Below are 14,043 nucleotides of genomic sequence, written 5' to 3'. Positions count from 1 at the left end.
GAGTGCTAGGAGAGTCTTGAGCTTTATTAACTTTGCCGCACGCGAAATTAACTGCAAGATCGTCTATTACGGCGCCGGTCTGGGCGGTAAGACCACGAATCTGCAGCATATTTTCGATAAGACGGTCGATAAACAGAAGAGCAAGATGATCTCCCTGGCCACGGAAACGGACCGGACGCTCTTCTTCGACTTTCTGCCCCTTGACCTGGGGACTGTCCGCGGCTTCCGCACCCGATTCCACCTCTATACCGTTCCCGGCCAGGTTTTTTACGATGCCAGCAGAAAGCTGATCCTGCGCGGCGTAGATGGCGTGGTTTTTGTGGCCGATTCACAGGAAGAGCGCATGGACGCCAACATTGAAGCGCTGGAAAACCTGCAAGAGAACCTGAAAGAGCATGGTTACGACTTCAAGAAGATCCCTTACGTCCTGCAATTCAATAAACGAGACCTGCCCAGCGCCCTGGCTGTGGAAGAACTGAAACGCGAACTGGCCAAGAAAGACGAGCCTACCTTTGAAGCCGTCGCCTTCCAGGGAAAAGGCGTTTTTGAGACTCTCAAGGAAGTCGCCCGATTGGTGTTGATTGAGTTGAAGAAGGGCTGACACCGAGCCCGCGCTCTCAACCACAAGCCCTTCGCCGCAGATTTCCGGAGATACACGCTGATCAAAAGAAGCAGCCGCGAATTTCGCGAATGCACACGAATAAGATTAGAAAGATAGGATTCGCGTTGATTCGCGGCTAGATTTTCTTTCACTCTACGCAGATGAAATCTCGATAAATTTAGGGCTTCTTAACACACCGCAAACTATTTTTCTTCCTCTGCGGTAAGTTCATTTCTTTGTGTCCATTACATCTTGGGCGATGGAAAGGTGTTCCGTTTCGGGACTCACTGCTGAATGCTGACGGCTGAGTGCTAAGTGGCTCGACTGCACAAAAAACCGGCGTTGAACCGCAGCCCATCGTTCGATAGTCTTTTTTAATGTTTTGTTTTCGACAGTAGATTTCCAGTGTGTTTGGAGAAGGAAATCTGAAAACTGGAAAGGAGAAATTTATGTCGAACAACCACGAGAACAGGGTGCTTACCCGCAGAGGCGCCCGTCAACTTACATCCGACGAACTGCAACAGATCACCGCGGCCGGTGGCCCTTTTACCCGCGCAAGCTTGACCGGGACAGGCACGATGCTCAGCACTGATTCAGACATGGACTCATAGCTCCCGCAGCGGACTCCAATGCTTTCGACTAGTTGTGCCTGGCCGGTTTGGAGAAGGCAGTTTACTAGAAAAGGAGAAAGCTCATGTCAAACAACAATAACCGCGTGCTTATCCGCAAGGGGGCACGTCCACTGACCCAGAATGAGATAGACGGGGTAACAGGCGCGGTCCTGCCCTCAGTCCTAAGCGTGCTCCGCACTAACAGTCCCAGCGGCTCGGACTTCACCACCGACGAATAGCGGCTTCGCTGCATCTGGTCCGCTAGGCCCAGAGTATCGGGTGAAAAGATCAGGAACAGAAAGGAGAAATATATGCCGAACCAAGACAACAACCGGGTACTCACCCGCATGGGCGCCCGCAAACTCTCGCAAGAGGAACTGGACGAGATTTCAGGCGGCGTGATTCCAACACGTTTGACCACGCTGGTAACCGGCACGGCCAGCAATCCCGACCACAGCGTTGATACATAGCTTTTGTCACTGTGCGTTTCGACAATTTTATTTTCCCAGCCCGGGAGAAGGCGGAAAGGAGATCACATGCCGAACAATAACAATCGGGTGCTCACTCGAAGGGGCGCTCGCCAACTTTCCCAGGATGAAGTAGAACAGACCATCGGAGCAGGCGCCACGCTCCTCAGCGTTATTGTGACCAACACGAACGGCAATTCAGACCAGAAGCTGGATAGCTAACCGACTGCAACTCATTTTGAAAGGAGAAACCAATGTCGAACGATAATAACCGGGTGCTCACTCGCACGGGAGCCCGGTCACTCACCGAGAAAGAAATGGAAGAGATCACAGCGGCAGCGAACACGCTTGCCAGTTCCCTTGCAACCGGCCCGGTTAGCAATCCAGACGATATCCTGGACCAATAGCTGCAGGCCGTTTTTTAAAGCCGTTTTTTTTGAAACCAAGGAAGTGCAAACTGCGGAAGCGCGGGCCGCAGGCACCGGGGTTCCCAAAGCCACGCCGGTTTTGCGTGGATTGGGGCGGGGACCGGCGCTTCCGTCCTTACGCGGTAGAAAAGGAGAAATTTATGTCGAGCAAAAACAATACTCGGGTGCTCACCCGGAAAGGCGCTCGCCAATTGAACGGGAAGGAGCTTGAAAGGGTCGCGGGCGGCGACCACATCACGCTTCTGAGCGCGATCCTCACCGGTGCGGGCAATGGCCAGGGCCATGACTTGCGCTCGGATACTTAGTCTTCTCCAGGTGATGGAAAAACAACCTGAAAGCGGAAAGGAGAAATTCATGTCGAATGAAAACAATCGAGTGCTCACCCGTCGGGGCGCACGCCGATTGAGTGCGCAAGAAATCGTACAGGTAACAGGAGGAAAGATTACGCCACTCACTCTCATGTTGACCGGCTCCCCCAGCGGTACGGATGAAAGCCCGGACCAATAGAATGCCGCAACCGCTTGTAAAAAGCGAAACACTGCCCTGAAACATAACCAGCGGAGCGCCGGCGGCATGCTGGCGCTCCCAATCTTCTGTCCGGGACAATGCCATGAAAATCATCGTGCTGGCGCACCCGAAAGATGACCATGCGGCCCCTGTTTGCTGGGCCCTGGAACAGGTCGGGTACCAGACTGCATGCTGGAGCGGCGTTTCCCCAGCCGAGCAGGACCAGGCTTCCCTGCTGGTGGACGAACAGCCCTGCATCAGACTGGGAACACATCGGCTGGAACGCGATGATGTTCTCTGGCTTCGCCAGCCGGACCCGCCGACGGCGCAGAATCCTTCGGCATTAAAAGCCGGCGCAGAATCCGCAGCACTATCTTGTTCCGATTTTTTTGAGTCGATCGTTTACCTGCTTGAAACGCTGCCTGTCCGGTGCATCAACCGCTATTCAGCCTCATGCTTGGTGCGGAACAAGGCCGTGCAACTGCAGTTGGCTGGCTCTTCCGGCCTCAGGATTCCGGCAACGCTCATGTCAAATTCGCCTGCAGCCGTGAGAGAGTTTTTTGATCAAAATCCCGACAATGCTATCTGCAAAGCATTTGCTACCCACGTATGGCAGCGGCACGGATCGACCGATGTGACGGTGACAGAAACTTTCTCCCTGAATCGCGCGGACTTGCCCGCAGATGACGAGGTCTTCACGTTTTCTCCCGCCATCTACCAGGAGAAGGTGAAGAAGCAATTCGACGTCCGAGCGGTGCTGATGGGAGAGCGTGTTTATTCGTTCGCTGTGCGCACCCCCGCCAATTCTCTCGACTGGCGCCATGACGCAGCCCTGAGAAACGTTGCCGTGGAGCGCATCGCAACGCCCGCCCCAGTGGAGAGCGGCATACTCAGGTTTGCCGCCGCGGCCGGCGTCTGCACGGGCTCGCTGGACCTTGCCGTGGACCGCAACGGAGAGTGGTGGTTCCTGGAGATCAACGAGCAGGGTCAGTTCCTGTGGCTCGATGACTTTTGCCCGCACGCGCAACTGCTGGAGAAATTTTGCGCATTTCTTACCGCTCCGCAAGGCTCCAAACAGACGCTGGAGGAGCGCCAGGGGCTGTTTCCATCGATCGCGGAATATCAGCGATCCCACCAGCAAGAGAAAGCTTTGAACATCGCCACCGTCTCGGCGGACGCATCGTTCAAGTCTGTGGAGCCGTGATGGAGCGCAGCAGTCAGCCGACAGCATTCAGCCAAAATTTCTTTACCGCAAAGGCCACGAAGGACGCAAAGAAAAAAGGAAATTCATTCTCTGAATTTCCTTTGCGCTCTTTGCGTCCGTTGCGGTACAGCTTTGACTGCTGAGTGCTGACTTGCTACTTGTGGTCCAACAATGGCGCGATCCCGCCAAAGTCTCGCGGAGACTTGCCGCTACCCCGTCCTGCCTTAGCTGCCAATGGCGATCCGGGATTCAGTTCTCCATATTTTTCCAGGAGAACCGGCACCAATGCGCCTTCCGCTTCCTTGGTAAAGGTCATCTGCGTTTCCTTGCGATCAATACGGATGAAGTCGCCCAGTTTGATCTGGCCGGTAGCGACCAGGTTTGCCAGCGGGAAGACCACATTCTTTTCGATCGCTCGCTTCAGGTGCCGCGCGCCATACTTGGGATCGGTTCCTTCCTGTAACAGGAAGCCCTTAACCGGCGCGGTGCAGGAAAACACAAATTGGCTGTTGCCGGTGGCCTGCAGGATGCGCTGTTGCACCATTCCCAGTTCAATTTCCAGGATCTGCTCAAGATGTTCCGGCTTAAGGGTCTTGAACACCACCACTTTGTCTATGCGGTTCATGAACTCCGGCGAGAACTTGCGCCGGGCCGCGTCTTGCGCTGTGCGAGTGATTTTGTCGTCCAGCGCGGCATCCATGTGGTTGGCCCGCTTGGTATTACCAAAGCCAAGGCCACCGGTCATCAATTCGTCCATTTCATGCGCGCCCAGGTTTGAGGTCATCACGATCAGGCACTGGGAAAGATCGACGCGACGATTGTCGCCCAGCGTTAGCGTGGCTTTATCCAGTATGCCGAGCAGGAGCTGCCACAGCGCGTCACTGGCTTTTTCGATTTCATCGAACAGCAGCAGCGTGAGCTTGAGCTTTTCCGTATGCCACTGGTTGAGCGCCTCCTGCGTGAGCAGCGGGTGCGTCTCGCGGTGTCCCAGGTAGCCGGGCGGCGAGCCGATCAGCTTGGCGATTTCATGGCTGTGCTGGAATTCAGCGCAATCAATCTTGATGATTGCCCGGGGATCGCCGAAGAGCGATTCCGCAACGGCTTCCACCACGCGCGTCTTGCCTGAGCCAGTGGGCCCAAGAAAGAGAAGGTTTCCCACGGGACGCCCGGGAGCGTTCAAACCCGCGAGAAACATCTGGTAAATTTCCACCACTTTTTCGACGGCCGGGTCCTGGCCGACGATTTTCCGCCGCAAGGCGGTTTCAAAGTCCTGCGCATCTGAGCTGCGCCGTGTGGGATCAAGTGCAGTATTAAAGCCGGTCCTCATAAATTCCCCGCCTCTTTTGCCGAGGACTCCTCCCAATTTCGGAGGTGTAAATGTGAGATGGAGATGTAAGCTGCAGAGTTGTCATTACTAATCCGTCAACATCCATCTACATGCATCAAACAGTTAGATGCGGAGTGTGTGACAAAAGGCCAGACACTCACGCCATTTTGATCAGAGTACCGGGATGCATGGTAAGATGCCTGCAAGACCCCGGGAAAGAGCCTAAATGTTACCCAAGAAGTTTCGTTTCATCTCCTCTGCGGCCTTAGTTGTGTTAGGGCTGATTGTTGCGGTCGTCGCGTTCTCGCGACACGGCCAGATTCAAGCTTCTGCTGCTGAAAAACCGGCTATCGCCGTGCAGACCCCCGCGCCAGCCGCCGCTGCACAACCACAAGAACTTCCTCCGGGAACCATCTCAGTAACGGCAAAAGCCGTAACCACCGCCCAGTTTCTGGCTCGCGGGCATCTGACAGAATCCTCTTACATGACAGTGGCGGAGTATGTGGACGCTATCGCCAAGGCGAATGGCGGCAAGACCACATTCAAGAAGGGCGACACAATCCTGGTTCCGGGCATTGAGCCGCAACCCATTGTGGAAAAAAGCCGTCCCTTCCCTAAAGAGACTGAGGTCCGCGCCATATATATGACGGGCGGGACCGCGGGCAGCGCCCATGGAATCGAATTGGTCCGCCACTGGAAGCAGGCGGGCGGAAACGCCGTGGTCTTCGATATTAAGGACAGCGACGGCAGCATTAACATCCCTTTTGATCATCCGCTGGCGAAAAAGGTCAAGAACCATCCGATCACCAATTTGCCCAAGTATGTGCGCTTCCTGCATTCGCTGGATATGCATGTGATCGCACGGCAGGCGCTTTTCCGGGATGACAACATCGCCCAGAACCATAGCGCGCTGGCGGTGCAGTCCAGAAGCCTGCACCAGCCGTGGCGGGAAAATGGCAAGCTGGTCTGGTCAGACAGCTCTAATAAGGAAGTTCAGGATTACAACATCGCCCTGGCCAAATATGTGGCCGCGTCCGGCGTGGATGAAATCCAGTTTGACTATGTCCGCTTCCCGGCCGAAGGCAACCAGGCCGACGCGGAGTTTGCCTTCCAGAAAGATCCGAAGCTCCACCGTGATGATGTGATCGCCAATTTCCTTGATCGCGCTTATGCGCAGTTGCACCCCATGGGCGTGCTGGTTTCCCTGGACGTTTTTGGCATCATGGCATGGCAGCGCCAGGTGGACCTGAGCCATACGGGACAGGACATCACGAAAATGGCCAAGCACTGCGACGTGCTTTCACCCATGATCTACCCTTCACACTTCTTTGGCATGGATGGCTACGCGGCCCCGGGCGACGCGCCTGAGCATTTCATCAGCGTTTCCATGGATCGGTTTGAGAAAGTCACGGCCGGCACCGGCGTGGTGTTGCGTCCCTGGCTCCAGGCTTTCCACTGGCGCACCAAGACTTATTCGCCGGAGTACATCCTGAAGCAGGTCAGTACTGCCCACTTGCACCATGGGGATGGATTCCTGTTTTGGAACGCCGCCAATGATTACTCCAAGCCTTTTGCCGCCATGCCCACAATGATGGCAAACCCGCAAACGTATCTCTACACGCCTGCGACGGCGGTGGCGCAGAGCACCCCGAATGCCGCAACCCCGGAAAAAGCGGGACAATCACAGGCTGTAACCGGTTCACGACAGTAGAATCGCTTCCCCGGCAAACATTTGTAATTCATGCGCTCCAGAATTCAGCGTATGTAATGTTAGCCGGGGAAATTTCCATCAGATATAATGTGCTGTTCGCCTGAATTTTCTATCTAATTAGTGGTAGAGTGCGTTTGGGCCGTTCTGAAGCCCGGGACTGAGTCCGAACAGCGTTCAGGCAGCAGCACTCCAATCTGAAGGAGCTCCCTAATGGCGATTCAAGCGACGGAAAAGATCTGGCATAACGGGAAACTGATTCCCTGGAACGACGCCCAGATTCACGTGATGGCCCACGTGGTGAACTACGGTTCCTCCGTTTTTGAAGGCATCCGTTGTTACGCGCCAGCAGGCAAACCGGCCATCTTCCGGCTTCGCGATCACATGCAGAGGCTCATCGATTCGGCCAAGATCTACCGCATCGAGATCGATTACAACCTGGACCAGCTTTGCGCCGCCGCTCTGGAGATTGTCTCCGCCAACGGCGTGTGGCCCTGCTACCTGCGCCCGATCGTGATGCGCGGCTACGGCGAGGCAGGCGTCAACCCGTTCAACTCACCCACTGAGGTCTATATGACTAATTATCCGTGGGGCAAATATCTGGGTCATGGCAACGTGAGCGATGGCGTGGATGCCTGTGTCTCTTCATGGTCGCGAATTGCGCCGAACACCATGCCCGCCATGTCGAAGGCCGGCGCGAATTACATGAATTCACAGCTCATCAAAATGGAAGCCATCGTAAACGGCTACGTGGAAGGCATTGCGCTGGACGTGAATGGATACGTGAGCGAAGCGTCAGGAGCAAACATTTTTATCGTCCGCAAAGGCAAACTGCTGACGCCGCCGCTGGGCAATTCCGTGCTGCCGGGCATTACGCGCGAGAGCATTATTGCCCTGGGCGACGATATTGGCCTGCCCGTGGTTGAGCAAATGATTCCCCGCGAAATGCTGTACCTGGCTGACGAAGTCTTCTTCTGCGGCACCGCTTCAGAAATCACTCCAATTCGTTCCATCGACAAGATCAATGTCAATAATGGCATCACGGGACCGGTGACGCTGGCGCTACAGCGCGAATTTTTTGGCATCGTGAATGGCACGACCCCCGACCGGCACAACTGGTTTACGCCGGTGCCAGTGCGTGACAGATCAAAACAGCCAGTGGGGGTGTAGCTCTTATGTCCCGAGCGGAGCGAGGGAACGCTACATTCATAGATTCTCTAGTACCCGGCAACCTAATACCGGGAAAGATTAAAGGTAGCGATTAATCGCTACCCTTTGAGCCTTGGTGCCCAAGATCAAGATTGTGATCCATCAGTATTTCGTGACGGTAGGGTTCCCTCGCTCTGCTCGGGATTTGGAACTAGGCCGTCTTTGCCACCATTCCCAGTTCGCGCGGTAGCCAGGTATTCAGTCGTTCTTGCAGCTTTTTCATTTCCGGTCCCGCCGACCGATCAAACACAATACCGGCGCGGCCACTAGTGTGTGACCAGACCACGTTGCCGCTGGCATGCAGAGCGGACGAAGATTCAGGCAACATCAGGTTCATGCTGATGGCGGCTCCATGAGGCAGAGGCTCGGAGGCATTCAGGCAGAGGCCGGTTTGGCTTACATTGAGCACACTCACCTGCTGCAGCGTGCGCTGCCAGCCGCGATGCGCCAAAGTTCCCGAAACTAATTTCACAGGCATGGTATGGCGGTAGGCAGCAATTCTGTTTTGCGCCATGTTTGTATAAGACGCTTTGAGGCTTCGAACCAGCATGTCAACGCTTACGGGCTTGGGGATGCGGATCTGGATGCGCTTGTGGCTGGCATGGTCGAGCCGGGCCGTGGGCATCAGGCCGATGGACAGCCCACGCCAGTGCGACGAAGCCTGAAGCAGGCTGAAATCGGCCACGCAAGGCATGTCAAAATCGCAAATGGCAAGATCAAGCCTGGTATGGCGCAGTATCCTTTCCGCTTCAAGAACGCTGGAAGCAGCAAACACACTGATGCCAAAGCTTTCCATCACTCTCCTTGCCATGCTGAGTGTCGGCTCGTCTGAGAGCAACAGCAACGCCGAGAAGACATTCCACGGCGAGAAATGCCGGTTGCGGCTGGAAGAGATTTCACGCGCTAAGTTGCCTGAACTCATCAGAGATCCCGGAGCTTGCACTTCAAAACTTGAGAGGTCAATTATGAAGCAGCGTAGGTTGTGGCGCCGTGAGCGGAATCACATACTCCGCTGAGCCGGTTCCGTTGCGGATAAGAGTCTCACGGAAGCTGTGGCCGATTCCACGGACTTTTCACCTAGGGCTCGCGAAAATTTGCATTAGAAGAGCGCCATCCTGTGACATCGATGCGCGATAACGTGCATCGGCAAATTGTGCAGTCTTTTGCTTACTGAAAAGTGTTGCACGCCGCGATGGTTCCCTGATCCATTCCGCGACTGAACCATTGTGTGCGCTGGGCTGAGCTGCCATGCGTGAAAGACTCCGGGCTCACCCTGCCGGTGGACATCTTTTGCAGACGGTCATCTCCCACGGCAGCAGCGGCGTTCATGGCGCTTTCCACGTCGCCTTTTTCCAGGAGTTTGCGCTGATCCGTGGAGTGCGCCCACACTCCGGCAAGACAGTCCGCCTGCAGCTCCATTTTGACTGATAATGCATTGCGTTCATTGGGTTCGCTGCGCATAAGCGCGCTTACCTTCTGCTCAACGCCAATCAGTTTCTGCACATGATGCCCCAATTCATGTGCAAGCACATAAGCCTGTGCAAAATCTCCCGGCGCGCCAAAGCGACGATTGAGCTCATCATAAAATCCAAGATCGATATAAACCTTTTCATCGGCCGGACAATAGAACGGGCCGGTGGCCGAGCGGGCCGATCCGCAACCTGAAGTTGTCGCATCGCGAAACAGCACCAGCTTGGCGTGGCGATAAGGAATGCCCTGCTGCTGCAGGATTCCGGCCCATGTTTGCTGAGCGTCATCGAGCACAAACGACACAAACTTTACGGTTGGCTCTTCTGCGGCGTCACGGGCGCGATCGGGCTCGTGAATGGCTGAGCTTGCACCACCGCCACCGCTCAGCAGCGTGAAGAAATTTCTTTTGAAGACAAAGCTGAGTATCAGCAGGATGAGCATGCCGCCGATGCCGATATGCATCCCGCCAAAGCCGAAGCCGCCTCCTCCGCCGCCATCGTCCCGGCGATCTTCAATGTCCCCGCTTGTACCGCCTGGCGTCCACCGCATTGGCTGCCCTCCATTTGTGACTTGGATGCAATCTAGAGCATTCAGCACTCAGCAATGAGCATTCAGCCAAACCTTATTACCGCAAAGGTCGCGAAGGACGCAAAGGAAAGGAAAGTCTAATCTTCTGAAGTTTCCTTTGCTCTGTTTTTAGGCTCGTCATTGTGCTTGTGTTTAGAGGAACGCTTTCGCTTTGACCAGGTAGAGCCATATCTCATGAAAGACATTGCACCAAAAATGACAAAGAGTAACGCCAACCCGAACTGCTTGAGAAACTCCACAGCAACGGGATCTGGTTTTAAATGCATATCCTCGTCCAGACGTTCTTTTAATTCAAATATTTCATTGTCATGTTTGGCACGCCTGAATCCATGAGGATGGCCTCTTCTTTGGCCGTCTGAGAAAAAAAGCGAGGGCATGATCGCCCTCGCCGTTTTCTAACTTTCTCGACTTCCTAAAAAGCAAGCCGTAGGCCGAATTGCACCTGGCGTGGAACGTCTGCCTGCGAGAAGAACAATGGATCAGTGAGCTGGCTGGCGCTAGTTGGCTTCAGACCCTTCAGACCAGTGAACGGTCCTGTGATCAGGTTCAAGGGGCCTCTTGCCGTCTGCACGATGCCGTTTGCGGGGATGCCGTTGATATCAAACGCATCATTCACATGGTTGAAATTGATGTGATTCAGGATGTTGACCGCCTGCGCGATCAGATTCAAATGCACGTTGTGCTCACGATTGATATAGATTGCTTTCTGGAAGTTCATGTCCCAGGTGTAAAACGGCGCGCCCCGGTTGTCATCGCGCGAGGACAGGAACGGTATGGCGTAGTTGCTGTCGAGCGTCTGACCGTTGATCTTATTGGTGCTGTTGGGAATGCGGACAGAGAATGGCAATCCACTGCGCAAAGTAATGATGGGCGAGATGGTGATGTCACCCAGGATCGCGGAGAGCGCTCCCTGTCCCGGCTTAAACGGCGTCACGTACACCGCGTTCGCGGTGAAGATGTGGGGAATATCGAAAACCGAGACAGCCCGGAAAGAGGCCAGGTTGTCTGGCCGGAACCAGTTCTGGAAGCTGGCAAAATCAATGGTGTCATCAATCGTTTTGCTCCAGGTGTAATTGGCCTGGAACTGGACGCCATGGGTAAACCGTTTTGTCAGTGAGGCGGTGAGGCCGTGGTAGATCGAGCTGCCGTTCGAGGCATACGTGGTGTGCTGGAACTGGCTGCCCGTTGGCGCATAAAGCGGTCCACCGGTCGCATCAGTACATGTGGGGAAGACGGCCAACACGGCCGCTGGGCATCCGCCTGCCGGAATTCGCTGGTATGCAGTCTCTACCGGCATTTGGAGGTGGACCGCGTGGTACATGTTGTAGCCCAGTTCCAGAGAGTAATCCTTGCCAAGCTGCTGGGCGATGCCCGCGCTGGCCTGGAAGCTATAAGGGTTCTTGTAGTTGGGAGCCACGCTGTATCCGACGGAAGCGCCCGGCGTGTTGGTGGGGATACCTACCGCGGCGAAATCCGCTGGAGAGAGATGACCAAATGGAAGCTTGCCGGTTGCCAGACCCAGTCCCCAGAGTTCGGCGACTCTTGGATCAGTTTGGCTCAGAATTTGCAGGACTTCATTGATGTAACGGCCGCTGCCATCCAGCAATGAACCGTAGGACGGAATCAGCACGTCAACCGGCGCATAATAAATGCCGGCTCCGGCGCGGACGATGGTCTTGTGGCTGCCAAATGGATCCCAGGCGAAGCCCAGCCTGGGCGAGGCGTAGAAGTTGGCGCCCAGAGGCGGTGGTTCACCATCAACATCAAAACGCACACCGGCATTGACCGTCAGCCGCTGCGACATCTTCCAGCTATCCTGAACGTAGCTGCCAAAATAGTGTCCCCAGCCATGCCAGATGGGATTATTGAATCCAGCCACAACGTCCACAGGAAGACCGAAAGCAAAGGACTGCGCAGCGCTCAGGTTGGTGGAAGCGGCACCCAGGCAGAACGGATTCTGCGCGCTCTGGCCGCAGCCCGGCGTACCTAGATGAAAATTATTATTGAAGCCGATCAGATGCGCCTGCACTGCAGCCGGCGCGAGCGCAATCAGCCCGAGAAGCCCATCTTTGAAATCAAATTCGTTGTTGAACCAGAGATTGTCTTGCACTGTGTAATTTGCCGGGCGGTAGGATGCACCAAACTTAAACGTGTGGTTTCCCTTGTTCCAGGTAATATCGTCTTCAAACTGATAGCGCTGCTGGTGCGCTTTGTAGGGGATCAATGAAGGCTCGCCAAAAGTTGAAGTGCCGCCGAGACCGGGCGCTCCAAGATTGCCCAGGCTGAAGTTGATGCCATTGTCGGCGTTTGGTAACGCTTCTGAGCGGTTGCGGGGCACCACCTGGATCAACATCTGATTGAGCAGGTTGGGATTGATCGTCCGTGTCCACGTGCCGAGAATGCTGAAGTCGCGGACGAAAAGACCGCTGCCGTCGGGCGTGGAATTTGTGATGCCGGCGATTGCCGAATGGAAATTGTTATGCACATAACCTGCGCGCAGCGTGAAGGTGTCGCGCTCACTCTTTGTGTAGTCAAAACGCATGATTACATTGTGCAAACGATCTGGGGCGTTGAAAACGCCATTGTCGCGATTGAGGATGGTGTTGAGATTGGGATCGTTCGTTGGCGTGAGCCCGGGAGTGATTCCGTTGGCAAAACCTACCAGAAACGGATCGCCGGAAGCTTTGAGCGCATTGATATAACACAACTGATCAGGCGATAAGGACGCGAACTGCGCGGCGCAGTTCGTTCCCAGCCCCGGAGCGCTGATTCCCTGCGCTTCTGACGAATTGAGAATGCTATTGAAAAACGGCGTATCCAGCCGCTGAAATTCATACGCGGTAAAGAGGAACAACTTATCTTTTACCACCGGGCCGCCCAGCGATCCGCCCATGTAAACATTCTGGCTGAATGCCTTGGGGAAGCCTTCCAATCCGTTGAAGAAATTTGTGGCTTCAGTGTGCTGATCGCGGAAATAGCCGAAAGCGTCACCGTGCCACTTCTGGCCGCCGCTCTTGGTCACAATGTTGATCGCGCTGCCGTCGGTAAAGCCGAACTCGGCGGCGAAGGCATTGCGGTTTACCTGATATTCCTGAATGGCATCCACCGGCAGGTTGGTGACGCGGTACTGGCCCGTTCCATATTCATTTTCGCCGCCATCAATGGTGGAAAGATTGTTACGGCCGTTGCTGCCGCCTATGGAGAAACCCGTCGTCAGGTATCCGGTAAAGCCGGGGTTCTGCGCGCGCGTGGAATCTGAGTTACTCACGCCGGGAAGCGTGTAAACGTCATTGGTAAAATTGCGGTTCAGGTTGGGCAGTTCCTGCACCTGGAGCGAATTGATGGTGTTGGCCTGCTGCGACTGCTCAGTCTGGATCAGCGGGATGTTCTCTCCCGTGACCTCCACCACTTCACTGGCCACGCCGACCTTTAAATGAACGTCATAGGTCGCGCTCTGGCCCACGGTAAGCTCCAGGGCTTTGAAGACTTCCTTGGAAAAGCCCGTAGCGACGGTGGTGACCTGATAATGGCCGGGCTGCAAGGCCGACAAGCGATACATGCCGTCAGACCCGGTCTTGACCACCTTGGAGATGCCGGTGCTTGTATTGGTGGCCGTGATTGTGGCCCCGGCGACCACGGCGCCAGCCTGATCCATCACGGTTCCACGCAAAGTTGCGGTGGAATAATCCACCTGGCAGAAGAGCGTTGGCGTCATTAAAAGAGCAAATACAAGCACGACGAAAATGAAGTTTCTGGACTTCATTGGGGGTCTCCTTGGCGCGAAGTGTTGACATGAACAAAATGAATGGTCAGTCATTCATCGCTGAGAAATAGAGCTAAAATCCTCGCAAGGGAGTGGAACATTATTCTGCACCGGAGTCAAATACTTATTGGGTCAGGGTATTGGACAGGGCAGGATGGGT

16 protein-coding genes are annotated in these 14,043 nt (G+C 55.0%); 11 read left to right on the top strand and 5 right to left on the bottom strand.

The features are described from left to right. Window positions 1-16: 16 nt before the first annotated feature. The 9 genes from LAO76_04110 (at window position 17) to LAO76_04070 (ending at window position 3,818) form a co-directional block, all read left to right on the top strand. Window positions 17-601 (top strand): GTPase domain-containing protein, encoded by a 585-nt coding sequence (locus tag LAO76_04110; GenBank protein MBZ5490101.1) that lies wholly within the window; start codon window positions 17-19, stop codon window positions 599-601. Window positions 602-1,050: 449 nt separating this feature from the next. Next, a complete protein-coding gene (locus LAO76_04105) occupies window positions 1,051-1,212 on the top strand; it encodes a hypothetical protein (protein MBZ5490100.1) in 162 nt (53 codons plus the stop codon). A gap of 83 nt (window positions 1,213-1,295) precedes the next feature. Continuing rightward, window positions 1,296-1,451: a hypothetical protein gene (locus tag LAO76_04100; GenBank protein MBZ5490099.1), complete on the top strand. Its 156-nt coding sequence runs from the start codon at window positions 1,296-1,298 to the stop codon at window positions 1,449-1,451. Between the two features lie 72 nt (window positions 1,452-1,523). Beyond that, on the top strand, window positions 1,524-1,682 hold the full coding sequence (locus LAO76_04095) for a hypothetical protein (protein MBZ5490098.1): 159 nt from the start codon (window positions 1,524-1,526) through the stop codon (window positions 1,680-1,682). 66 nt (window positions 1,683-1,748) lie between these two features. Continuing rightward, window positions 1,749-1,901 carry a hypothetical protein gene (locus tag LAO76_04090; GenBank protein ID MBZ5490097.1) on the top strand — a complete coding sequence of 51 codons (153 nt, stop codon included), beginning with the start codon at window positions 1,749-1,751 and terminating at the stop codon, window positions 1,899-1,901. 32 nt (window positions 1,902-1,933) lie between these two features. Then, window positions 1,934-2,086, top strand: coding sequence for a hypothetical protein (locus LAO76_04085; GenBank protein ID MBZ5490096.1), 153 nt, complete (start codon window positions 1,934-1,936; stop codon window positions 2,084-2,086). Between the two features lie 161 nt (window positions 2,087-2,247). Next, a complete protein-coding gene (locus LAO76_04080) occupies window positions 2,248-2,412 on the top strand; it encodes a hypothetical protein (GenBank protein MBZ5490095.1) in 165 nt (54 codons plus the stop codon). A gap of 49 nt (window positions 2,413-2,461) precedes the next feature. Next, window positions 2,462-2,614: a hypothetical protein gene (locus LAO76_04075; protein ID MBZ5490094.1), complete on the top strand. Its 153-nt coding sequence runs from the start codon at window positions 2,462-2,464 to the stop codon at window positions 2,612-2,614. 103 nt (window positions 2,615-2,717) lie between these two features. Then, the gene (locus LAO76_04070) at window positions 2,718-3,818 is read left to right on the top strand and encodes a YheC/YheD family protein (protein MBZ5490093.1); all 1,101 of its coding nucleotides are present in this window, start codon (window positions 2,718-2,720) and stop codon (window positions 3,816-3,818) included. A gap of 154 nt (window positions 3,819-3,972) precedes the next feature. On the opposite strand, the gene LAO76_04065 is transcribed toward LAO76_04070, so the two are convergent. Continuing rightward, window positions 3,973-5,145, bottom strand: a complete 1,173-nt coding sequence (locus LAO76_04065) for an AAA family ATPase (protein MBZ5490092.1) — start codon at window positions 5,143-5,145, stop codon at window positions 3,973-3,975. 226 nt (window positions 5,146-5,371) lie between these two features. Between LAO76_04065 and LAO76_04060 the strand changes: the two genes are divergently transcribed. Both LAO76_04060 and LAO76_04055 read left to right on the top strand, forming a co-directional pair. After that, on the top strand, window positions 5,372-6,856 hold the full coding sequence (locus LAO76_04060) for a putative glycoside hydrolase (protein ID MBZ5490091.1): 1,485 nt from the start codon (window positions 5,372-5,374) through the stop codon (window positions 6,854-6,856). Window positions 6,857-7,066: 210 nt separating this feature from the next. Next, a complete protein-coding gene (locus LAO76_04055; protein MBZ5490090.1) occupies window positions 7,067-8,023 on the top strand; it encodes a branched-chain amino acid transaminase in 957 nt (318 codons plus the stop codon). Between the two features lie 190 nt (window positions 8,024-8,213). Here the strand turns inward: LAO76_04055 and LAO76_04050 are convergent, their stop codons facing one another. The 4 genes from LAO76_04050 to LAO76_04035 form a co-directional block, all read right to left on the bottom strand. Next, window positions 8,214-8,984 (bottom strand): PilZ domain-containing protein, encoded by a 771-nt coding sequence (locus LAO76_04050; protein MBZ5490089.1) that lies wholly within the window; start codon window positions 8,982-8,984, stop codon window positions 8,214-8,216. 245 nt (window positions 8,985-9,229) lie between these two features. After that, the gene (locus tag LAO76_04045; protein ID MBZ5490088.1) at window positions 9,230-10,081 is read right to left on the bottom strand and encodes a zinc metallopeptidase; all 852 of its coding nucleotides are present in this window, start codon (window positions 10,079-10,081) and stop codon (window positions 9,230-9,232) included. Between the two features lie 116 nt (window positions 10,082-10,197). Further along, complete coding sequence (locus tag LAO76_04040; GenBank protein MBZ5490087.1) at window positions 10,198-10,497, bottom strand: hypothetical protein; 300 nt, start codon at window positions 10,495-10,497, stop codon at window positions 10,198-10,200. Window positions 10,498-10,532: 35 nt separating this feature from the next. Continuing rightward, window positions 10,533-13,883 carry a carboxypeptidase regulatory-like domain-containing protein gene (locus LAO76_04035; protein ID MBZ5490086.1) on the bottom strand — a complete coding sequence of 1,117 codons (3,351 nt, stop codon included), beginning with the start codon at window positions 13,881-13,883 and terminating at the stop codon, window positions 10,533-10,535. Window positions 13,884-14,043 lie beyond the last annotated feature (160 nt).

The organism is Terriglobia bacterium, from assembly GCA_020072645.1.
Classification (GTDB): domain Bacteria; phylum Acidobacteriota; class Terriglobia; order Terriglobales; family Acidobacteriaceae; genus Angelobacter.
Note: the sequence above shows the minus strand (reverse complement) of the source record. Positions and strands in the feature narration are given on the sequence as shown.

Bases quoted from the DNA above. Each gene is read 5' to 3' on its own strand.
- LAO76_04105 (MBZ5490100.1), top strand. From the start codon at position 1,051: ATGTCGAACAACCACGAGAACAGGGTGCTTACCCGCAGAGGCGCCCGT.
- LAO76_04100 (MBZ5490099.1), top strand. From the start codon at position 1,296: ATGTCAAACAACAATAACCGCGTGCTTATCCGCAAGGGGGCACGTCCA.
- LAO76_04095 (MBZ5490098.1), top strand. From the start codon at position 1,524: ATGCCGAACCAAGACAACAACCGGGTACTCACCCGCATGGGCGCCCGC.
- LAO76_04090 (MBZ5490097.1), top strand. From the start codon at position 1,749: ATGCCGAACAATAACAATCGGGTGCTCACTCGAAGGGGCGCTCGCCAA.
- LAO76_04085 (MBZ5490096.1), top strand. From the start codon at position 1,934: ATGTCGAACGATAATAACCGGGTGCTCACTCGCACGGGAGCCCGGTCA.
- LAO76_04080 (MBZ5490095.1), top strand. From the start codon at position 2,248: ATGTCGAGCAAAAACAATACTCGGGTGCTCACCCGGAAAGGCGCTCGC.
- LAO76_04075 (MBZ5490094.1), top strand. From the start codon at position 2,462: ATGTCGAATGAAAACAATCGAGTGCTCACCCGTCGGGGCGCACGCCGA.
- LAO76_04070 (MBZ5490093.1), top strand. From the start codon at position 2,718: ATGAAAATCATCGTGCTGGCGCACCCGAAAGATGACCATGCGGCCCCT.
- LAO76_04065 (MBZ5490092.1), bottom strand. From the start codon at position 5,145: ATGAGGACCGGCTTTAATACTGCACTTGATCCCACACGGCGCAGCTCA.
- LAO76_04060 (MBZ5490091.1), top strand. From the start codon at position 5,372: ATGTTACCCAAGAAGTTTCGTTTCATCTCCTCTGCGGCCTTAGTTGTG.
- LAO76_04055 (MBZ5490090.1), top strand. From the start codon at position 7,067: ATGGCGATTCAAGCGACGGAAAAGATCTGGCATAACGGGAAACTGATT.
- LAO76_04050 (MBZ5490089.1), bottom strand. From the start codon at position 8,984: ATGAGTTCAGGCAACTTAGCGCGTGAAATCTCTTCCAGCCGCAACCGG.
- LAO76_04045 (MBZ5490088.1), bottom strand. From the start codon at position 10,081: ATGCGGTGGACGCCAGGCGGTACAAGCGGGGACATTGAAGATCGCCGG.
- LAO76_04040 (MBZ5490087.1), bottom strand. From the start codon at position 10,497: ATGCCCTCGCTTTTTTTCTCAGACGGCCAAAGAAGAGGCCATCCTCAT.
- LAO76_04035 (MBZ5490086.1), bottom strand. From the start codon at position 13,883: ATGAAGTCCAGAAACTTCATTTTCGTCGTGCTTGTATTTGCTCTTTTA.